Source organism: Methylocella sp. CPCC 101449, from assembly GCF_031921685.1.
Lineage (GTDB): Bacteria > Pseudomonadota > Alphaproteobacteria > Rhizobiales > Beijerinckiaceae > Terripilifer.
In genome coordinates this window covers 566,077-580,949 of record NZ_JAPDHU010000004.1, presented here as the reverse complement: position 1 = coordinate 580,949, position 14,873 = coordinate 566,077, and the positions used below count along the sequence as shown (strand labels likewise).

Sequence of the window (14,873 nt, the reverse complement as noted above, 5' to 3'; positions counted from 1 at the left end):
TTCGAATGCGTGCACTGCGATGCAGTCGACTATCGCCCTCTAACCGGCCGAAGTTTGAAGCGAGTGATCATCACGATAAGCAAAGAGCAATCACCAGAAATAATTGGACACCAGTTCGATTGAGCCTATTTTGCAAACATCGTCGGACGAAATCTATCCAGGCCCTGACGACTGTTAGCGTGGCTCGCTTTCGCCTGTCCTCAAACAGCGGAGAGAGACCGTGCAAAAAACTCCCCCTGTATATGCACTTTATCTAACCAACGAAAATGGCTTCGACGTCAAAGGCGAGATCATCATTGACGCCTCGACTGATGAAGAAGCGTTCGAAAAAGCCGAGGCGGTTTTGAAGCTCCATTCCAGAACCGCTGCCTCTCTGTGGGCCGATCGGCAGATGATCCGGCAATTTACTGCGCAGCCGGAGCCTAGGACAGATCACGCCGTGAAGCGACGTGCGCGTGATCTGATGGTCAAACTTCGCGTGGAATAGCATCGGCCATTTTAATGGCGAGCCCGCAAGCATATCGTGGGGATGGATTGCGAAATTTACCTCGTCAGAGGTAGAGTCAGACCGGAAATGACGATCGTCATCTATTCTCGACATCTGTGAATTGTTAAATTCAGCGCAACCAGGGCCGCCAGCATCGGCTCTTGGCCAGGGTCGCGCTAAAGCCCCCCAGCCCCACGCGCGACCCGTTTTACATCTGCTCTTCAGGCGATATATTTAACGCAACCAAGCCGACTGCCCAATGACGCTTGGCCAGGATCGCGCTTTGCTCTCGCGGGTCACGCGCGATCCGCTCTAATCAATCATCAACGCCATGTCGCGCATCGAATTTTCCTACACCGGCTTGATCGTCTCGGGATCATCGTCGCCGACGCCCGACTTATTTACGCGTTTGTCGACGATCCATTCCCGCAGCGCGCGCGGCGGCTTTTGCAGAAACTCTTTTCCGCCCTCGCCACTCAGCCAAGCGTCGAAGTCTTCGGGATGAAGCATCGCCGGCATACGGTCATGATATTTCGCGGTCCACTCGTCGGCCTCGCGAACGATGATCGTGCAGGAAATTATTTCGATCCCGCTCTCGTCTTTCCAGCGGTCCCATAGGCCGGCGAAAGCGAGGATCTGTCCATCGCGACCGGTGAAATAATGCGGCGTCCGATCGGCCTTTGGCCCCGTCCATTCGAAGAAGCCCGACGCCGGGATGATGCACCGGCGTTTTTTGAATGCCTCGCGAAACATGGCCGCGGATTCGACCGTCTCGACACGCGCATTGAACGTCGACGGCATGCCTTTAAGCGGCTTCTTCCACCAGCCAGGGACCAGGCCCCAGCGCGCCATGATCAGTTCGCAGCCGCCGTCGGCAGCGCGGCGGATGATCTGGACGTCAGTTGTCGGGGCGATGTTGTAGCGCGGCTGCTGATTGCCGGCGCCGGCCGGCCGCGCATCGGTCAGGCCCGAGCTGAAAGCATAGACCTCTTCCCAGGTGTAGGCTTGCGAGAAGCGGCCGCACATCGCGTGCGCCAAAATGCACTTCTACAGCGATTGCTCGTGCTAGCGCTTCTGCTTTTCTGCTGGCTTGACCTCAACGCCCTTGCGTTGGTCGCCCAATACACGTCGTACATCATCAGAAGAGGAAGCTGTTTTGCCGCCGATATATCCCGCTGCGGGGGCGTGATCGGTTGTATAGCTTCGTTGGCGGCCCTGCTTGGCGCTTGACACAAACGCACCCTTGATATGATTGTTCAGCATCACGGCGCTCCATCGATGATAGCCGAATTCCACTCTTTGTGACGCACCCAACGGAATGGCCGGTCGGCGGTAATAACCGCAATCTCGATAGGACCGCCACAGGTTTGTGAAAAATTACTAAACTTTAATGCCTTAATTGTGCTGAATATCCCGAAATGTACGAAATCTACTGCGTCTCTGATAGGAATTAATGCGGTTGGCGGCAGAAGCCTATGTTTATCAATAATATCTGCCAAGTCTTGTTGATTGCCGGTCCAATGTGGAGAATTCAGAACATCCCCTGAAATGCCGTCATCCCAGCCCAAAAACAGCCGCTGCACAACATTCGGAGCGCCCCAGAAATTGAAATATCCAGAAGCCATTTGAAAGGGCACCGGGCAAGGAGCCGCGGGGTCGAATAGCATCACGAAAGCCGTCGGCGACCGGTCAGGTTCAGTTTGACCGCCTAAGCAAAATCCCACAACCAGATTATGGCCAAGGTTTTTGAATTGCCTCTCCTCTAGTTCAGAGCGGTCATTAGGATCGCCCGCTTGATAGGCTGTTTTCGCAGCTAAGCCTTGATAATAAATATAGTCCGGGGCGGCTTGATACTCGGCCCAAAACATTTGTACCCAGCGATCAGCTGCGTCTTTCACATCTGCCGGCGGCGCAGTCTTAAAGGCATCGCCCAATCGGGCAAACATCCTCCGATAACTGCTGACCTCCAACCCACCCATGCCCCAAGTGACCGCAGCAAGGCTGGTCGGCCCTTCGCCGATCTGAAAAAGCTTTTGAGCATGATTGTAAAAATGGGCTTCACCTGACGGGGTGAAATAGGTCGCTGTACTGTCGGCACCTAAGACCAAGCCCTCAGGCGACACATAGCATGCTGCAATCGTCATCTGCCCCCCAACCGATTCGACGCCGCATCGCTAGAATATGCGCTGATCGCTAAAACGCAAAAAAGCCCCGCCCCGGCGAGCCGGAGACGGGGCAAGTGGGGCCAGTCTGGGAAGGTGGCAGACGACCGGCCTGCCAGCGGCTTGCCCCGTAGGGCGAAGGTCTATGCTCGCTGCGGCATGACGAAGATTGCTCGGGCGCTGCGAATGCTCATGGTGACGCGCCGACCGGAGCCGACAGAACATAGCCCGGCGCCGTCTCACTTACTTTCAGGACTCCTTCCATACCACTGTCAATCTGCCCCCCAATCGACGGACGGCAGCTTCGATATACTGCGGACGAGGAACAGAGCCTTTGATGCAGCCAGCCGCAAAGAACCGCCCGGATCGTGCCAATGTATCTAACTCGCTCATTGTGTATCCCAACGAACGCGCTCTTTGCCGAATATCGTCGACGAGCGGAACATTGGTTCTAAATAGGTCCAGGCGTTTCGTTAGCTTCATCGCCTGCGCCATAGATCTGATCGCACTATGAGTCCGGTTTGGGAACGCATTCCCCAAATCGCGCTTTGAGCCTTTTGGCCAAAGCTTTCTCAATCGAAGCTTTTCCGCTGCCGTCCACGACTCTAGCCGCCGAGACACGCCGATAACTCGACAACGATTGCGGATGGCGTTGTAAGATCGGCCCGACAATTTTTTCGTGAGCTTTTCATAGTCAGGATAATTTTCGCGGATAAAGTTGTCTTCCCGCTCTGTCCAATCCGGGTTGCGGGCAAAAAAATGATCTCGCCGGCTGTAGCGACCGTTAGAGGCTGTCGGCATGCCGTCCTCCGAAGTGGCTTAAATTGTCTTTGACACTAACCGGAACAGCTTGGCTATCTGCTGTTGGCTGCTTAGTTCCTCCCCATAATTCACCGCTATCTCTGCTTTCAGCGATAGGTTTTGTGGGCCGAGTCAACCCGACGCTCGATGATCGCGCTCTCCAGAGATCGAGCGCAACACCTCGACCATCTGAAAGGAATCGCGAAAGGCGGAATTCAAGCCCGATTGCGCACCACCCATTGGGCGCAAAATTGCGCTCAGTGCCGGCGCCTCAGCCTTCACCGTCCGGATCTAATTACTTCCTCGTATCGCGCTGCCTCTGCTTCGGTGATCGAGGGACTATCCAGGCCTCGGATCACCTTTAGAGCGCCAGCATCAATAGCGTCCTGCGCGTCCTGGACTGACACCTTGAGACGCTCGGCAATGGCATTAACGCCCTCGTGAGCCCAGCTCTTGCCCGGCTTGGCATAGCGGACGCCAAGTCCGCCACCGTTCTCGGGGATGAACTGGAGCCCGGCCGCCTCAAAGGCTTCCACGATGGCTTTGTTGTTCATTGTCGCCATTCGCCGGCCCGGATCGCCGTTTTCGAAAGCCTGAATTGTCGGCTCGGGCACGCCCGATTGCTTTGCAAGGTCGGCCTGCCGCCACTTCACAAGGGCGCGAGATGCGCGGCAAAGGTCAGGTGTCATCTGAATGGCCAAGCGGGGAACCCCTTCGATAAAATCCAATCGAAAAAGCTTACCTATGGCTCATCATTTTTTCAATGGATCATCCACAACCCTATTGACAGGGCATAGGGTGTAGTTAATTATGTCTTATACATAACATCATGGATAAAACATAGATGTCATGTAGAGCGGGCCGCCAAGGTGTTGGACGCACCAAGGCAGCCCTGACCAAAGCGAAAGGAACCATTCGCCATGGCTACCGTCTCGAATACCACCATCAACCGTTTCCACAATGTCTCCGACGCCGCTCTTGCCGACATGCTCGGCGCGGCCGATGCGATCATGAAGGCCGCAAAGGCCGAACTCGATGCGCACAAGGCGGAATTCCAGAAGCGCGGCTTGGCCAGCATGGCCGGTGCGAAATACCTGATCACCTGCTCCGAGCAGATTGCCGCCCGTCTCGATACTGACGCCGTGCGCAAATTCTTGGGCGCCGACACCTGCAAATTCGAAGTGCCCAGCATTTCGAACGTGATCCGGGTGAAGCCTTCCCCGGCTCTCGCTCTCGCGGCCTGATCGCCATCGGGGCCGTCGTTGCAAGTGTAGCAACTGTAGCTGCGTAGCGGCCCCCTCCTTCTCAGATTTCAGACATTCAACGGCGGCGCTGTGGCGTCTGCCGAAGGAGATCGCACATGTCCAAGATCACGAAATCTTTCTCGAAAAATCAGCTGAAAAAGTTGGACGTGAAAACCCCGCCGGGCTCCATGCTGATCTGTGTCGAAACGGTCTATGACCCGGAAAAAACGGGTAACTGGCATCCTCTGATTGTCGGGCAAATCTATACCCTGCGCTCAATCACCAAAAACACGCCCAGGCCGGCCGGCAAGTCAAAATACAAAGTTCTCCTACAGGAGATCAAAAACGGCATGACTGCGCCTTACGGTGGCACTGAATATTGCTACCGCGATGATCAGTTCCGCGTCATCCGGCCGATGCAGTGGCCGACGACCGTATCGCAACCCAGTCTCGCGTTTCATTAAGGGGGGGGCGAAATGCTCAATCGTCACGCCCCACGGCAAACAGTTCAACCGCAACCCGATCCAGTCTTTGAGGCGATCCGCCGCCACGCTGCGATCAACGCGCGGATGGAAGACCATTCAGCAGACGATGCCGGATTTGAAGGTGTCGCCTCGTCAGAGGGGCGCGCATTTTCTCAAGTGATGACGACGCGACCAACGACGATTGAGGGCGCAATCGCATTGCTCGATTATGCATTGAAGGCTCGGCCTAAAGCCGGCCTCGGCTACTACGATGATCGCGACGCGGTTCTCCTGATCAAAAACCTCGGCAGTGCGCTCAAGGCTTTCTTACCGGGCCCCGCGAAGGACAAGCGGAGGAACCGACATGGCTAAATCAGCCCGCAAGATCAGGCGTTCGCGCTGCCAGGAGGCGGCCGTTCGCGATATGCCCCGCATGGCTCATCTGATGATGCCTCTTAGCGCGAGCCGCGACGAAGCCGATTTAGAGGCCCTGTGCCTTCTCATTGGGATTTTCAAAGAGCGAGCGGCGGAAATCGTTGAGCTTTATTATAGGGAGCAAAACCGATGATAGCACCCGAACCGACCCTATCCAAGCTGATGCAGAATTATTCCTCTGCGGTTCAAGTCACCAACGCGGCCAACGACGGCTTGCCTGATGCAGAATTCAACAAGCTCACGCATGCGGAATGCGAGGCTTTCAGAGACCTTATCAAAGCATCGCCGGCCACTTTGGGCGGACTGATCGCTCTCATTGAATTTGCATTAGCCGCCGACAATGAATTGCAAGAGGGTCAGGATGCCAACGGGCGACCCCACTCCATGGTCCTGATCGATACCATTCTGCGCTCGCTGCGCCGTCTCCAGCATATGCGCTCTGGCGGCATGAACACGGGAGAAATTCAGGCTGCATTCGATGCATACGCCGAGCTTTGCGAAGCCGAGCATGAAATCAACGATCGATATCGTGAGGCGCAGGAAAACGGCGCCGATCCGGGCCGTCTCAAAAAGTTATGGGCTGAGGTCATGAAGGCCGAAAAGAAAGGTCAAGCCGCTCACGCTGCGTTGTTCAAGATCAAGCCCGCCACATTGGAGGCGTTGCATCTGAAAACGGTCCTCATCCTCAACATTGATGAACTGGCCGCAGACACGATTGCAGCGGATATCGCGTGGCTGGCCGGCATCGACGGAGGCGGCCATGAGAAAGCCACATGACCCCGTGTCAGAGTTCGAGAAACGCGCGGCAAACTGGATGCGTAAAGCAATTTGCGGCCTTCGAATTTGGCGGGCGAATGATCCGATTTCTTTTCGTGATAGTCAGGCCAGAACTCTACATCGCCTTGAAGCGATTGCCGGCACTCATGCACCTGCCCGATCTTCCCTTTGTGGCGAATGCCCAGGTTGCGATTCAACGGCTTTGAAGCCGCCTCGCACGCTTCACTAGACAACGCTTAATTTCTACGAGGAACCACAATGCCGAAAACTGTTGCGGCAATCGATGCTGGTCGCCTGTTGCGCGCCAATGCCGCCAATGATGCGAAGCTGTTGCGTCTCTATGCACAGTGGCGGGAATCTTACACGGATGTTCATCAAATCATGACCGCCATGAAGGGCGTGGCGAGCGATAATCCTCAAATGGAAGCGCTGGAAACGGCGCTCAATAAGTCCAACGGCGCTTGCGCCCGCCTTGAATTCCAGATTGCCGCCATTCCTACACAAAGTCTAACTGGCTTGCGTGTCAAGGGAACCGTCGAAGCCCTCCGCTACGACGGCTGCAAAGATGACGCTATACGTCATCTACGCGAAAGCATCGATAACCGCGACGATGGCGATGCGTTTCTGGCTTCTCTCATCCTTGATCTGGCCGATTGGGATTTTCTTGCAAATCCCAAGGGAGTGACCACGCAATGAGCAACGTCATCGACCCGCAATCGCGTCCACGTCGCAGCCCCGACAAGCTTGGAAGGCTGTTCATGCAATGGCGTCTCGCCATCCGCTCCAGGGCTGTTGCACAAGCCGCCTGGAACAAGGTGGAAGACCTGATGATTGAACATCGGAAGAAGAAACCCAAACCGGAGGCATTCCAAGATCCAATCGAGGCCACCAATGCCTTGAATGCATGGGATGCAGAGCATCAGAAGCTTATCGCTGCCATCTCCCCGAAGGAAACGGAAGCGGCCTATGTCGCGGCAGACGATAGGTGCTCGGCAATTGAGCGGGCCATTTCCGGCGTTAAGGCCACGGACCTTGATGGCGTGCGCCTCAAGCTGACTGTCCTGGCCTCACAATACGGGCAGCAATCCAAGGCAAGAGCGAAATGGGCGCGGGAGATCGACCGTGACGGCGGAGGCTGCCCGTACATCGCCATCGAAACATCCCTCTTGCTCGATTTGGCGGACTGGTCCGCGTTGGCGTGAGGGAGCGGCCAGCAGCAAGTAGAATCGTATCCCAAACGACAGTCCGCGACCCTCTTTCGAAGAATCATAAGGCCATTGATTATTAACGCCTTTGAAAAGCTTCTATTTGCGCTCAATCTCTCTTCTGAGACCAGAGCAATGAGAATAGAACTCAAGGGAGATCACCGATGACTAGTTTATATGGCGACTACCGCTTGGTTCGCGAATTCAGCATATTCTGCCCATTTCTAAAAAGGTATGAGATTGCTGGATTCGCAACGCCCGAAAAGCTTAAACGGATGGGAGATGGAGCTATCGCAAATCAAAATGACTGGAAATATGCCGAACTCAGCACACTTGTTGATGGCGCTATTTGGGTAAAACCATATCTCGCCTCGTTTACAGACAGCAGCAATTATCCTTAAGCAAGCTGCTTGCCAAACCCGGACAGTCGCTAACTTGCTCTCGGAGAGCAGCAATTCTCTTATCGCAGAGTGAGAAGAATCGAAAAGTCGAAGGAAGCTCTTTTCGTCGAGGGGTCACGCCATGAGAAATGAGTTCCGCTTTGGAAAGCGCATCGTTCTTCCATCGACGAGGCAGATCATACATGAATTACGCATGATGATTGCAGCGGAGTCGATTGCCAATTTGCAACGAGAACTCCAAGCTCTATCGAATGCGACAACCGCTGAAAGCTTAGATCGAGACAACCACTTAATTACCAATGATGGTCGTCGAACCAAATAGAATTTAGAATTGCTGGTGCACAAAATAAACTAGCACCACTAACAAGGCAGATGCTGCAACGAAAATCCAGCGCATCATGTTTTCTGAATTTATTTCGAACTTGCCCATGGCCGTTATCCTCGTTTGTGTAGCTACGTCGTGCCAGTTAGGATAAGCGTCGCTGAATATCGTCGATCTCGAAAGCGAACCATTGCGCTTTTGCAGAGCCCCGAGAATCCGAACGAAACCCCTTCAGTGGATTATGGTTGTTGAGCATCAACATGCTCCAGCAGCGCGAGTAGCCACCACATTCAAACTACCTTTATGCCACTGCTTTATGTTTTTTGGCGTTCAAGATAATAGCTCACAATTGCGACGGCACTAACGATCCCCGTCGATCTGACAAATACCCCGTGTGTGGGTTTCTATCGCCTCCAGAATCTTATCAAGAGAATGAAACGTTGCTCGGTTCAAGATACCCATGGTTTCGATGGCATGCCCCGCCGGTTGTATTCTGAAAAGCTGATCTACGCGAACAATTTGGCCCATTGACCGCCCGAGCAAATCGGACATCTCCCAAGAGGTTCCGTCGGCATTTGATTTAATAATGATATCCATTGATGGAAACTCACTTTTTAGCCAGTATAGGCAATCTTATTAGAAGACGTAACGTGAGCTAATGGGTCATTCGGCAGCCCTCGAAGGCGCCGGTACACGTAAGCCAACCTACGATTCATACTGATCAATCTCGGAAGACTTTATATTGCCGAGATGTCCGCGATCATGACTTCAGCGGTAATTAGAAGGGATGCGACTGAACCTGCATCTTCCAGGGCGATACGCACCACCTTTGCCGGATCAACTATACCAGCTTTGATCATATCGACATAAGTTTCCGCTTGGGCATCAAAGCCCTGATTCTGATCCAAACTATCTGTAAGCGTTCCGACTACGATTGAGCCTTCGATGCCCGCATTTTCAGCAATCTGCCGAATTGGGGCCTCTAATGCCTTCATGATGATCGATATCCCGGCCTTTACGTCACCGTTATCACCTATCAACGATAGCAGAACAGGCTTAGCACGAAGCAGCGCCACGCCGCCCCCCGGTACAATGCCTTCTTCGATGGCCGCACGCGTTGCGTTAATCGCGTCATCGATGCGATCCTTCTTTTCCCTAACCTCAATCTCGGTTGCGCCACCGGCGCGAATAATGGCGACCCCGCCGACCAGCTTAGCGAGGCGTTCTTGAAACTTCTCGCGGTCATAATCGGAGGTTGTTTCCTCGATCTGCATCTTGATCTGAGCGATCCGCGACGCGATCGCCGCTTTATCGCCAGCGCCGTCGACAATAGTAGTCGTGTCCGCTTCGATCAGCACACGCTTGGCCCGTCCGAGCATGTTGAGGGTGACGTTGTCGAGTTTGACGCCCATATCTTCCGATAACAATTGGCCAGAGGTCAGCACGGCAATGTCTTCCAGAATTGCCTGGCGGCGATCGCCAAACCCTGGGGCTTTGACGGCGGCGACCCTTAGTCCGGCCCGTAACCTATTGATAACCAGTGTCGCCAGCGCTTCGCCTTCTACATCTTCGCAGATGACCAATAATGACTTCCCGCTCTGAACAATGGCTTCGAGAATTGGCAAGATCGGTTGGAGATTACTAAGCTTCTTCTCATAGAGAAGAATGTATGGATCCTCCAATTCCACGCGCATTTTCGCAGCATTGGTGATGAAATAAGGAGAAACATACCCGCGATCGAACTGCATTCCTTCGACAACATCGAGTAGTGTTTCTGCGGTTTGGCCTTCCTCGACGGTGATGATGCCGGCGTTGCCAACTTTTTCCATGGCGTTAGCAACCATCTTACCGATCGCGATATCTCCATTCGCGGCGATCATGCCAATTTGTGCGATCTCATCAGAAGACCTAACCTTCCTGGCGCGCCCCTGAATATCTTTGACGACAGCTGCTATGCCTATAGAAATGCCGCGTTTGATATCCATTGGGTTCATGCCCGCAGCGACAAACTTAGCCCCCTCGCGCAGAATCGAAGCCGCAAGAATGGTAGCAGTGGTGGTACCGTCGCCAGCGACATCATTGGTCTTCGAAGCCACCTCACGTATCATCTGAGCGCCCATATTTTCAAACTTATCGGCAAGCTCGATTGCTGTAGCGACTGTCACTCCATCCTTAGTTATGAGGGGCTTCCCGAAGGCCCTGTCAATGACGACATTGCGCCCTTTAGGCCCCAGCGTCACCTTGACAGCATTGTTGAGGAGCTCGACGCCGCGCAACATTCGGCTACGCGCATCTGTCGAAAATCGGATTTCTTTGGCGGACACAGTCGTTGCCAGTTCTGTTTAGAGAAGGCTCGCAATCAACTGGCCAAAATGTCAACTTCTGGCATCTTTAGGTGATGCTTATGAATGCCGCGTCAATCGAAGTCTTCGTCATATGGGGTCTCGAGCTCTCGAATTACAGGGGCACATTGACTTCCTCTTCTTCTTTGAGATCGCCCCTTAGTTAAGCTTCTCTTCATAAGCGTCGACGACCGCCTGGAAGAGCGTCGTGACTCGCTACCGGGGCTAATGGAACCACTGGCAAATGGCACAGAGCGATCCCTTGGCGCGTCATATTTAGCGAAGTTAGCGAAATATCGGGCGGCGCCACTCCGCGCAGAATTGCGCCCAGCACCTAACCATCTGCATTGCTACTGGATCCAGCCCTCTTGGGTATGGGCTCGCCAAGTTTGATCGAAGGTTCTCATCTCGGCCACGGCCGAATTACACCGCCGACAGACCCAGCGGGGGCCGACGTCCAGGTCGCCAAAGACAACGAAGTCATCTTCCACAATGGGTTTAGCTCTGTGGACGTTCTTCCCATGTCCCAGCGAGCAGGTGATCTGCTTTCCATGCGCTGCTTTCATATGAGCGCCTCGTCAATCTCGCATTTCCATGTGCGACCTAAGCTTACAGCCACTTGCGCTTCGAAGACCAGCATGTTCGTCGCGCGTCAATGCAGTCCAGCCTTGCCGGAAGAGAATGGTTACCGGGCTGAGCGCACCAAACCTGCTACCAGGGTTATTGGCACTAATGACACTATTGGCACAGGGTCCGGAGATGTCATCGCCAAGGCTATTGGCGCTAATGACGCTATTGGCACGCGACACGGGGAATGGCGCAGGATCGACGTGCGCGTGTCTCACGCAGCAGCGGCGCCTCAAATATACGCTTTTGAGCTTCCCAGCTGCTTCCAGATTTCCAGTTTTGGGAAACACCGACCTAAAAATAAGACCATAAGTCATTGTTTTTAAGTGGTGAGCGCGATGGGACTCGAACCCATGACCCTCTGATTAAAAGTCAGATGCTCTACCGGCTGAGCTACGCGCTCCCGTGGCCAAGGGCCGAGGCGGGGCCTCGAATGAACGAGGCGGGGCCTGAGTATCCGCCGGGGCCCCTGGGGTCAATAGCCTGAGGTGCCCCATCCCCGTTTCAGGCAGGTAAATTCAGGACCTCTTGATTAAAAGTCAGATGCGCTCAGGCATATTCGACATAGGCCAGAAAGCCGCAGAAAATGATCGCCGAAATGACGGTGGTCCAAAGCGCCTTGATCAGCAGGCGGGGCGCCACCGGGGCGCCGGGGTCGGTTCCGGCGACCATATTGCCCTGCTCGTGCTGGGAACGCACGCCAAAGGGCAGTACGGCAAACAGAACCGTCCACCAGATGGTGATGAAGAGCGCGATTGAGAGCGGTATCGACATAATGGGCTTTCGTGTCCTTCTTTCTTGACCTTAACTGTTTAGACCTGGGGGCGCGGCGGCCGCCACCGGCCCGGCCTTGCCCCCCGAATAGCGCGACAGATTGCTTTCCAGCCGGCGCACCATCAGGCGGACCAGATAAAGGCCGAATTGCGGATTCTGGAAATAATGCTGCTCAAAATCGCGATAGGCCATGCGGTAAGCCCGTACCGGCCCCATGGCCCGGGCTCCGGACAGGCGGCGGTTACCCACCGAGAACAGGCCCATTTCGCCAATCATGGCCCCAGGGCCGATGATAATACCCAGTTCCGGTAGATTGAGCTGGCCTTCGGCGACCACATAGACCGCATCGGCCTCGTCGCCTTTGTTGAACAGGGTTTCACCGGCCTCGAACGAGACCGCCTGCATATGCGGCGTGAGCCAGTCGAAATTCAGCTCCTCGCGATTGGCCTTTTCGGCATCGGCGATCAGCTTGCGCATTTCCTGCAGGCGCCACAGGTTGAGGAGCAGGATCAGCACATTAGCGCCAAGAGGCGGCCAGTTCCGCTCCCAGGCGAAATAGACGATCGCGAACAGGCTGGCGGCCACCATCAGCCAGCGCAACGGCATGATCGTCTTCGGCCAGAACGCCGCGACGGCGAGTGCCGTACCGGCCCAACCGCATGCCACAGCCACACTATCCATGTCCGCCCCTCGCTGACTTCAAGCCAAGAGGTGACACGACCTGGCCAGCGCATCAAGGCGGCGGGTTGTCCCGCTAAACCTGCTCGATCTCGACCAGGGTGCCGCAGAAGTCCTTGGGATGCAGGAAGAGCACCGGCTTGCCGTGGGCGCCGATCTTGGGCTCGCCATCCCCCAGCACGCGGGCGCCCGCCGCCTTCAAGCGGTCGCGGGCCGCGAGAATGTCATCCACCTCGTAGCAGACGTGATGCATGCCCCCGGATGGATTGTTCTCCAGAAATTTGGCGATGGGCGACGACGCGCCGAGCGGCTCAAGCAATTCGATCTTGGTATTCGGCAGTTCGACGAAGACGACCGTGACGCCATGTTCCGGCAAAGCTTGCGGCTCCGACACCTTGGCGCCGAGCGTGTCGCGATAGGTCCGCGCGGCGGCTGTGAGATCGGGCACTGCGATGGCGACATGGTTGAGCCGTCCGATCACCTACACCTCCATCACCAGCACATGCACCGTCGGCCGTTTGCCCCAGACCGCGCGTACGGCGCTGCGTACGGCCCGTTCCACCGCCGACTCCACCGCATCGGGATCGCGCCGGCGCGCACGCGGCAGGCCCTCCAAAACTTCGAACACCGCTTTGTCGATGATCGCATCCATGGCGCGGCCATCGCGCGTGCGCTGGGGAATGCCCGAGATCACCACATCGGGATCACCAGCCAGTTCGCCCTTGGCCGTCATGGCCACACCGACCGAAATAATGCCGGCGAAGGAGAGACCGCGACGTTCGCGCAGCGCCTCGTCATCCGAGGGGACGATCAGATCGCCGTCGGTATAGAGACGGCCGTGATCGACCTGATCGATGATACCAGCAACGCCTGGTGCCAGATGAACGAGATCGCCATTGTTGACGACGAGCGTTTCGGCGACGCCCTGCGCGCGGGCAAAGCGCGCGTGTTCGCTCAGATGCAAGGCCTCGCCATGAGCCGGAATAGCGATGCGAGGGCGGATCCATTCGTAAAGATGTTTCACTTCGCTGCGGCGCGGATGGCCGGAGACGTGGACGAGATCGGTACGGTCGGTGATGACCTCGATGCCCTGGCGCACCAGGCCGTTGATAATGTCGTTGATGGCGCGCTCGTTGCCAGGGATCGGCCGCGACGAAAAGATGACGCGATCGCCGGACGCCAGATGCACCTGCGGATGATCGTCGTTGGCGATGCGGGCCATGGCCGCCCTGCCCTCGCCCTGGCTGCCGGTCGCCATGATGACGATCTTGTTGCGCGGCAGATTGGCAAAGCTCTCGGCCGGCAGGAAATCCGGCACGCCGTCGAGATAGCCGCATTCGCGCGCCACTTCCGACACCCGGTCCATGGCACGGCCCGCGACGACGACATGGCGTCCGGCGCGCGCGGCGGCCAGCGCCACGGCGCGCATGCGCGCGACATTGGAGGCGAAGGTCGTCACCAAAACGCGGTTCGGCGCGTCGGCGATGAGATTTTCGAGATTGGCGGCGACATCGGCTTCGGACGGGCTTTCGCCGTCGCGCAGGATGTTGGTGGAATCGCTGATCAGCGCCAGCACGCCTTCATCGCCGATAGCGCGCAGGCGTGCTTCGTCGGTCGCCCAACCGGCGACAGGGGTGGGATCGATCTTCCAGTCGCCCGAATGCAGAACCGTGCCGAGCGGCGTGCGAATGGCGAGCGCCGTGCTCTCGGGAATCGAATGGGCAACGGGAATCATCTCGACGCTGAAGGGTGCGAGATCGATGCGCACACCGGGAGCAACAATGTGAATCGGCACTTTTGGCGCGCCGTCTTCCCCCAGCCGGCGGACTTCGAGCAGGCCTGCGGCAAAGCGCGTCGCGTAGAGTGGGCAGCCGATGCGTGGCCACAGGCGCGCGACCGCGCCGATATGATCCTCGTGGGCATGGGTGATGACCAGACCGACCAGATCCTTGCGGTTCCGTTCAATGAAGGCGAGGTCCGGCAAGATGAGATCGATGCCCGGCAACTCTGGGCCGGCGAAGGCGACGCCGAGATCGACCATCAGCCATTTGCGCCGCCCCTTGGGGCCAAAGCCGTAGAGCGCCGCATTCATGCCGATCTCGCCAAGGCCGCCAAGCGGGGCGAAAACCAGATCGGTGTTGCTGTCGGTCATCT

General features: G+C 56.2%; 20 protein-coding genes and 1 tRNA gene. 9 read left to right on the top strand and 12 right to left on the bottom strand.

All coding sequences use genetic code 11. From position 1 onward, the window contains the following. Positions 1 to 220: 220 nt before the first annotated feature. A complete protein-coding gene (locus tag OIM99_RS27425) occupies positions 221 to 487 on the top strand; it encodes a hypothetical protein (protein WP_311853700.1) in 267 nt (88 codons plus the stop codon). A 351-nt stretch (positions 488 to 838) separates the two neighbouring features. Here OIM99_RS27425 and OIM99_RS27420 read toward each other — a convergent pair whose 3' ends face one another. From OIM99_RS27420 to OIM99_RS27400, 5 genes are all read right to left on the bottom strand, one after another. Beyond that, positions 839 to 1,525: an SOS response-associated peptidase gene (locus OIM99_RS27420; protein ID WP_311853699.1), complete on the bottom strand. Its 687-nt coding sequence runs from the start codon at positions 1,523 to 1,525 to the stop codon at positions 839 to 841. 27 nt (positions 1,526 to 1,552) lie between these two features. Further along, positions 1,553 to 1,750, bottom strand: coding sequence for a hypothetical protein (locus OIM99_RS27415; RefSeq protein ID WP_311853698.1), 198 nt, complete (start codon positions 1,748 to 1,750; stop codon positions 1,553 to 1,555). Further along, a complete protein-coding gene (locus tag OIM99_RS27410; protein ID WP_311853697.1) occupies positions 1,750 to 2,631 on the bottom strand; it encodes a hypothetical protein in 882 nt (293 codons plus the stop codon). The genes OIM99_RS27415 and OIM99_RS27410 overlap by 1 nt, the downstream gene beginning before the upstream one ends. A gap of 267 nt (positions 2,632 to 2,898) precedes the next feature. Next, positions 2,899 to 3,450, bottom strand: a complete 552-nt coding sequence (locus tag OIM99_RS27405) for a hypothetical protein (protein WP_311853696.1) — start codon at positions 3,448 to 3,450, stop codon at positions 2,899 to 2,901. Between the two features lie 278 nt (positions 3,451 to 3,728). Continuing rightward, positions 3,729 to 4,151, bottom strand: a complete 423-nt coding sequence (locus OIM99_RS27400) for a helix-turn-helix transcriptional regulator (RefSeq protein ID WP_311853695.1) — start codon at positions 4,149 to 4,151, stop codon at positions 3,729 to 3,731. A gap of 219 nt (positions 4,152 to 4,370) precedes the next feature. Here OIM99_RS27400 and OIM99_RS27395 point away from each other — a divergent pair, with 219 nt between their 5' ends. The 8 genes from OIM99_RS27395 to OIM99_RS27360 all read left to right on the top strand — a co-directional run bounded on the left by OIM99_RS27395 (position 4,371) and on the right by OIM99_RS27360 (position 7,976). Further along, positions 4,371 to 4,694, top strand: coding sequence for a hypothetical protein (locus tag OIM99_RS27395; RefSeq protein ID WP_311853694.1), 324 nt, complete (start codon positions 4,371 to 4,373; stop codon positions 4,692 to 4,694). A gap of 116 nt (positions 4,695 to 4,810) precedes the next feature. Continuing rightward, positions 4,811 to 5,158, top strand: coding sequence for a hypothetical protein (locus OIM99_RS27390; RefSeq protein WP_311853693.1), 348 nt, complete (start codon positions 4,811 to 4,813; stop codon positions 5,156 to 5,158). A gap of 12 nt (positions 5,159 to 5,170) precedes the next feature. Next, a complete protein-coding gene (locus tag OIM99_RS27385; protein WP_311853692.1) occupies positions 5,171 to 5,530 on the top strand; it encodes a hypothetical protein in 360 nt (119 codons plus the stop codon). Beyond that, positions 5,523 to 5,726, top strand: coding sequence for a hypothetical protein (locus OIM99_RS27380; protein ID WP_311853691.1), 204 nt, complete (start codon positions 5,523 to 5,525; stop codon positions 5,724 to 5,726). Before OIM99_RS27385 ends, OIM99_RS27380 begins: the two co-directional genes overlap by 8 nt. Next, positions 5,723 to 6,370: a hypothetical protein gene (locus OIM99_RS27375; protein ID WP_311853690.1), complete on the top strand. Its 648-nt coding sequence runs from the start codon at positions 5,723 to 5,725 to the stop codon at positions 6,368 to 6,370. The genes OIM99_RS27380 and OIM99_RS27375 overlap by 4 nt, the downstream gene beginning before the upstream one ends. Positions 6,371 to 6,628: 258 nt before the next feature. Continuing rightward, a complete protein-coding gene (locus OIM99_RS27370; protein WP_311853689.1) occupies positions 6,629 to 7,066 on the top strand; it encodes a hypothetical protein in 438 nt (145 codons plus the stop codon). After that, entirely contained in the window at positions 7,063 to 7,572 is a 510-nt protein-coding gene (locus OIM99_RS27365) for a hypothetical protein (protein WP_311853688.1), read from the top strand. Before OIM99_RS27370 ends, OIM99_RS27365 begins: the two co-directional genes overlap by 4 nt. Positions 7,573 to 7,739: 167 nt before the next feature. Further along, positions 7,740 to 7,976, top strand: coding sequence for a hypothetical protein (locus tag OIM99_RS27360; protein WP_311853687.1), 237 nt, complete (start codon positions 7,740 to 7,742; stop codon positions 7,974 to 7,976). Positions 7,977 to 8,658: 682 nt separating this feature from the next. On the opposite strand, the gene OIM99_RS27355 is transcribed toward OIM99_RS27360, so the two are convergent. The 7 genes from OIM99_RS27355 to OIM99_RS27325 form a co-directional block, all read right to left on the bottom strand. Continuing rightward, on the bottom strand, positions 8,659 to 8,895 hold the full coding sequence (locus OIM99_RS27355) for a hypothetical protein (protein ID WP_311853686.1): 237 nt from the start codon (positions 8,893 to 8,895) through the stop codon (positions 8,659 to 8,661). A 140-nt stretch (positions 8,896 to 9,035) separates the two neighbouring features. After that, positions 9,036 to 10,622 carry a chaperonin GroEL gene (gene groL / locus OIM99_RS27350; protein ID WP_311853685.1) on the bottom strand — a complete coding sequence of 529 codons (1,587 nt, stop codon included), beginning with the start codon at positions 10,620 to 10,622 and terminating at the stop codon, positions 9,036 to 9,038. A gap of 972 nt (positions 10,623 to 11,594) precedes the next feature. Beyond that, positions 11,595 to 11,670: transfer RNA gene (locus tag OIM99_RS27345), tRNA-Lys, on the bottom strand. A 146-nt stretch (positions 11,671 to 11,816) separates the two neighbouring features. Next, on the bottom strand, positions 11,817 to 12,041 hold the full coding sequence (locus OIM99_RS27340; RefSeq protein ID WP_311853684.1) for a DUF1467 family protein: 225 nt from the start codon (positions 12,039 to 12,041) through the stop codon (positions 11,817 to 11,819). Between the two features lie 30 nt (positions 12,042 to 12,071). Further along, positions 12,072 to 12,722 carry a cyclic nucleotide-binding domain-containing protein gene (locus OIM99_RS27335; RefSeq protein ID WP_311853683.1) on the bottom strand — a complete coding sequence of 217 codons (651 nt, stop codon included), beginning with the start codon at positions 12,720 to 12,722 and terminating at the stop codon, positions 12,072 to 12,074. Positions 12,723 to 12,795: 73 nt separating this feature from the next. Next, positions 12,796 to 13,200 (bottom strand): methylmalonyl-CoA epimerase, encoded by a 405-nt coding sequence (mce, locus tag OIM99_RS27330; protein WP_311853682.1) that lies wholly within the window; start codon positions 13,198 to 13,200, stop codon positions 12,796 to 12,798. Next, a complete protein-coding gene (locus OIM99_RS27325) occupies positions 13,201 to 14,871 on the bottom strand; it encodes a ribonuclease J (RefSeq protein WP_311853681.1) in 1,671 nt (556 codons plus the stop codon). Positions 14,872 to 14,873: the final 2 nt, after the last annotated feature.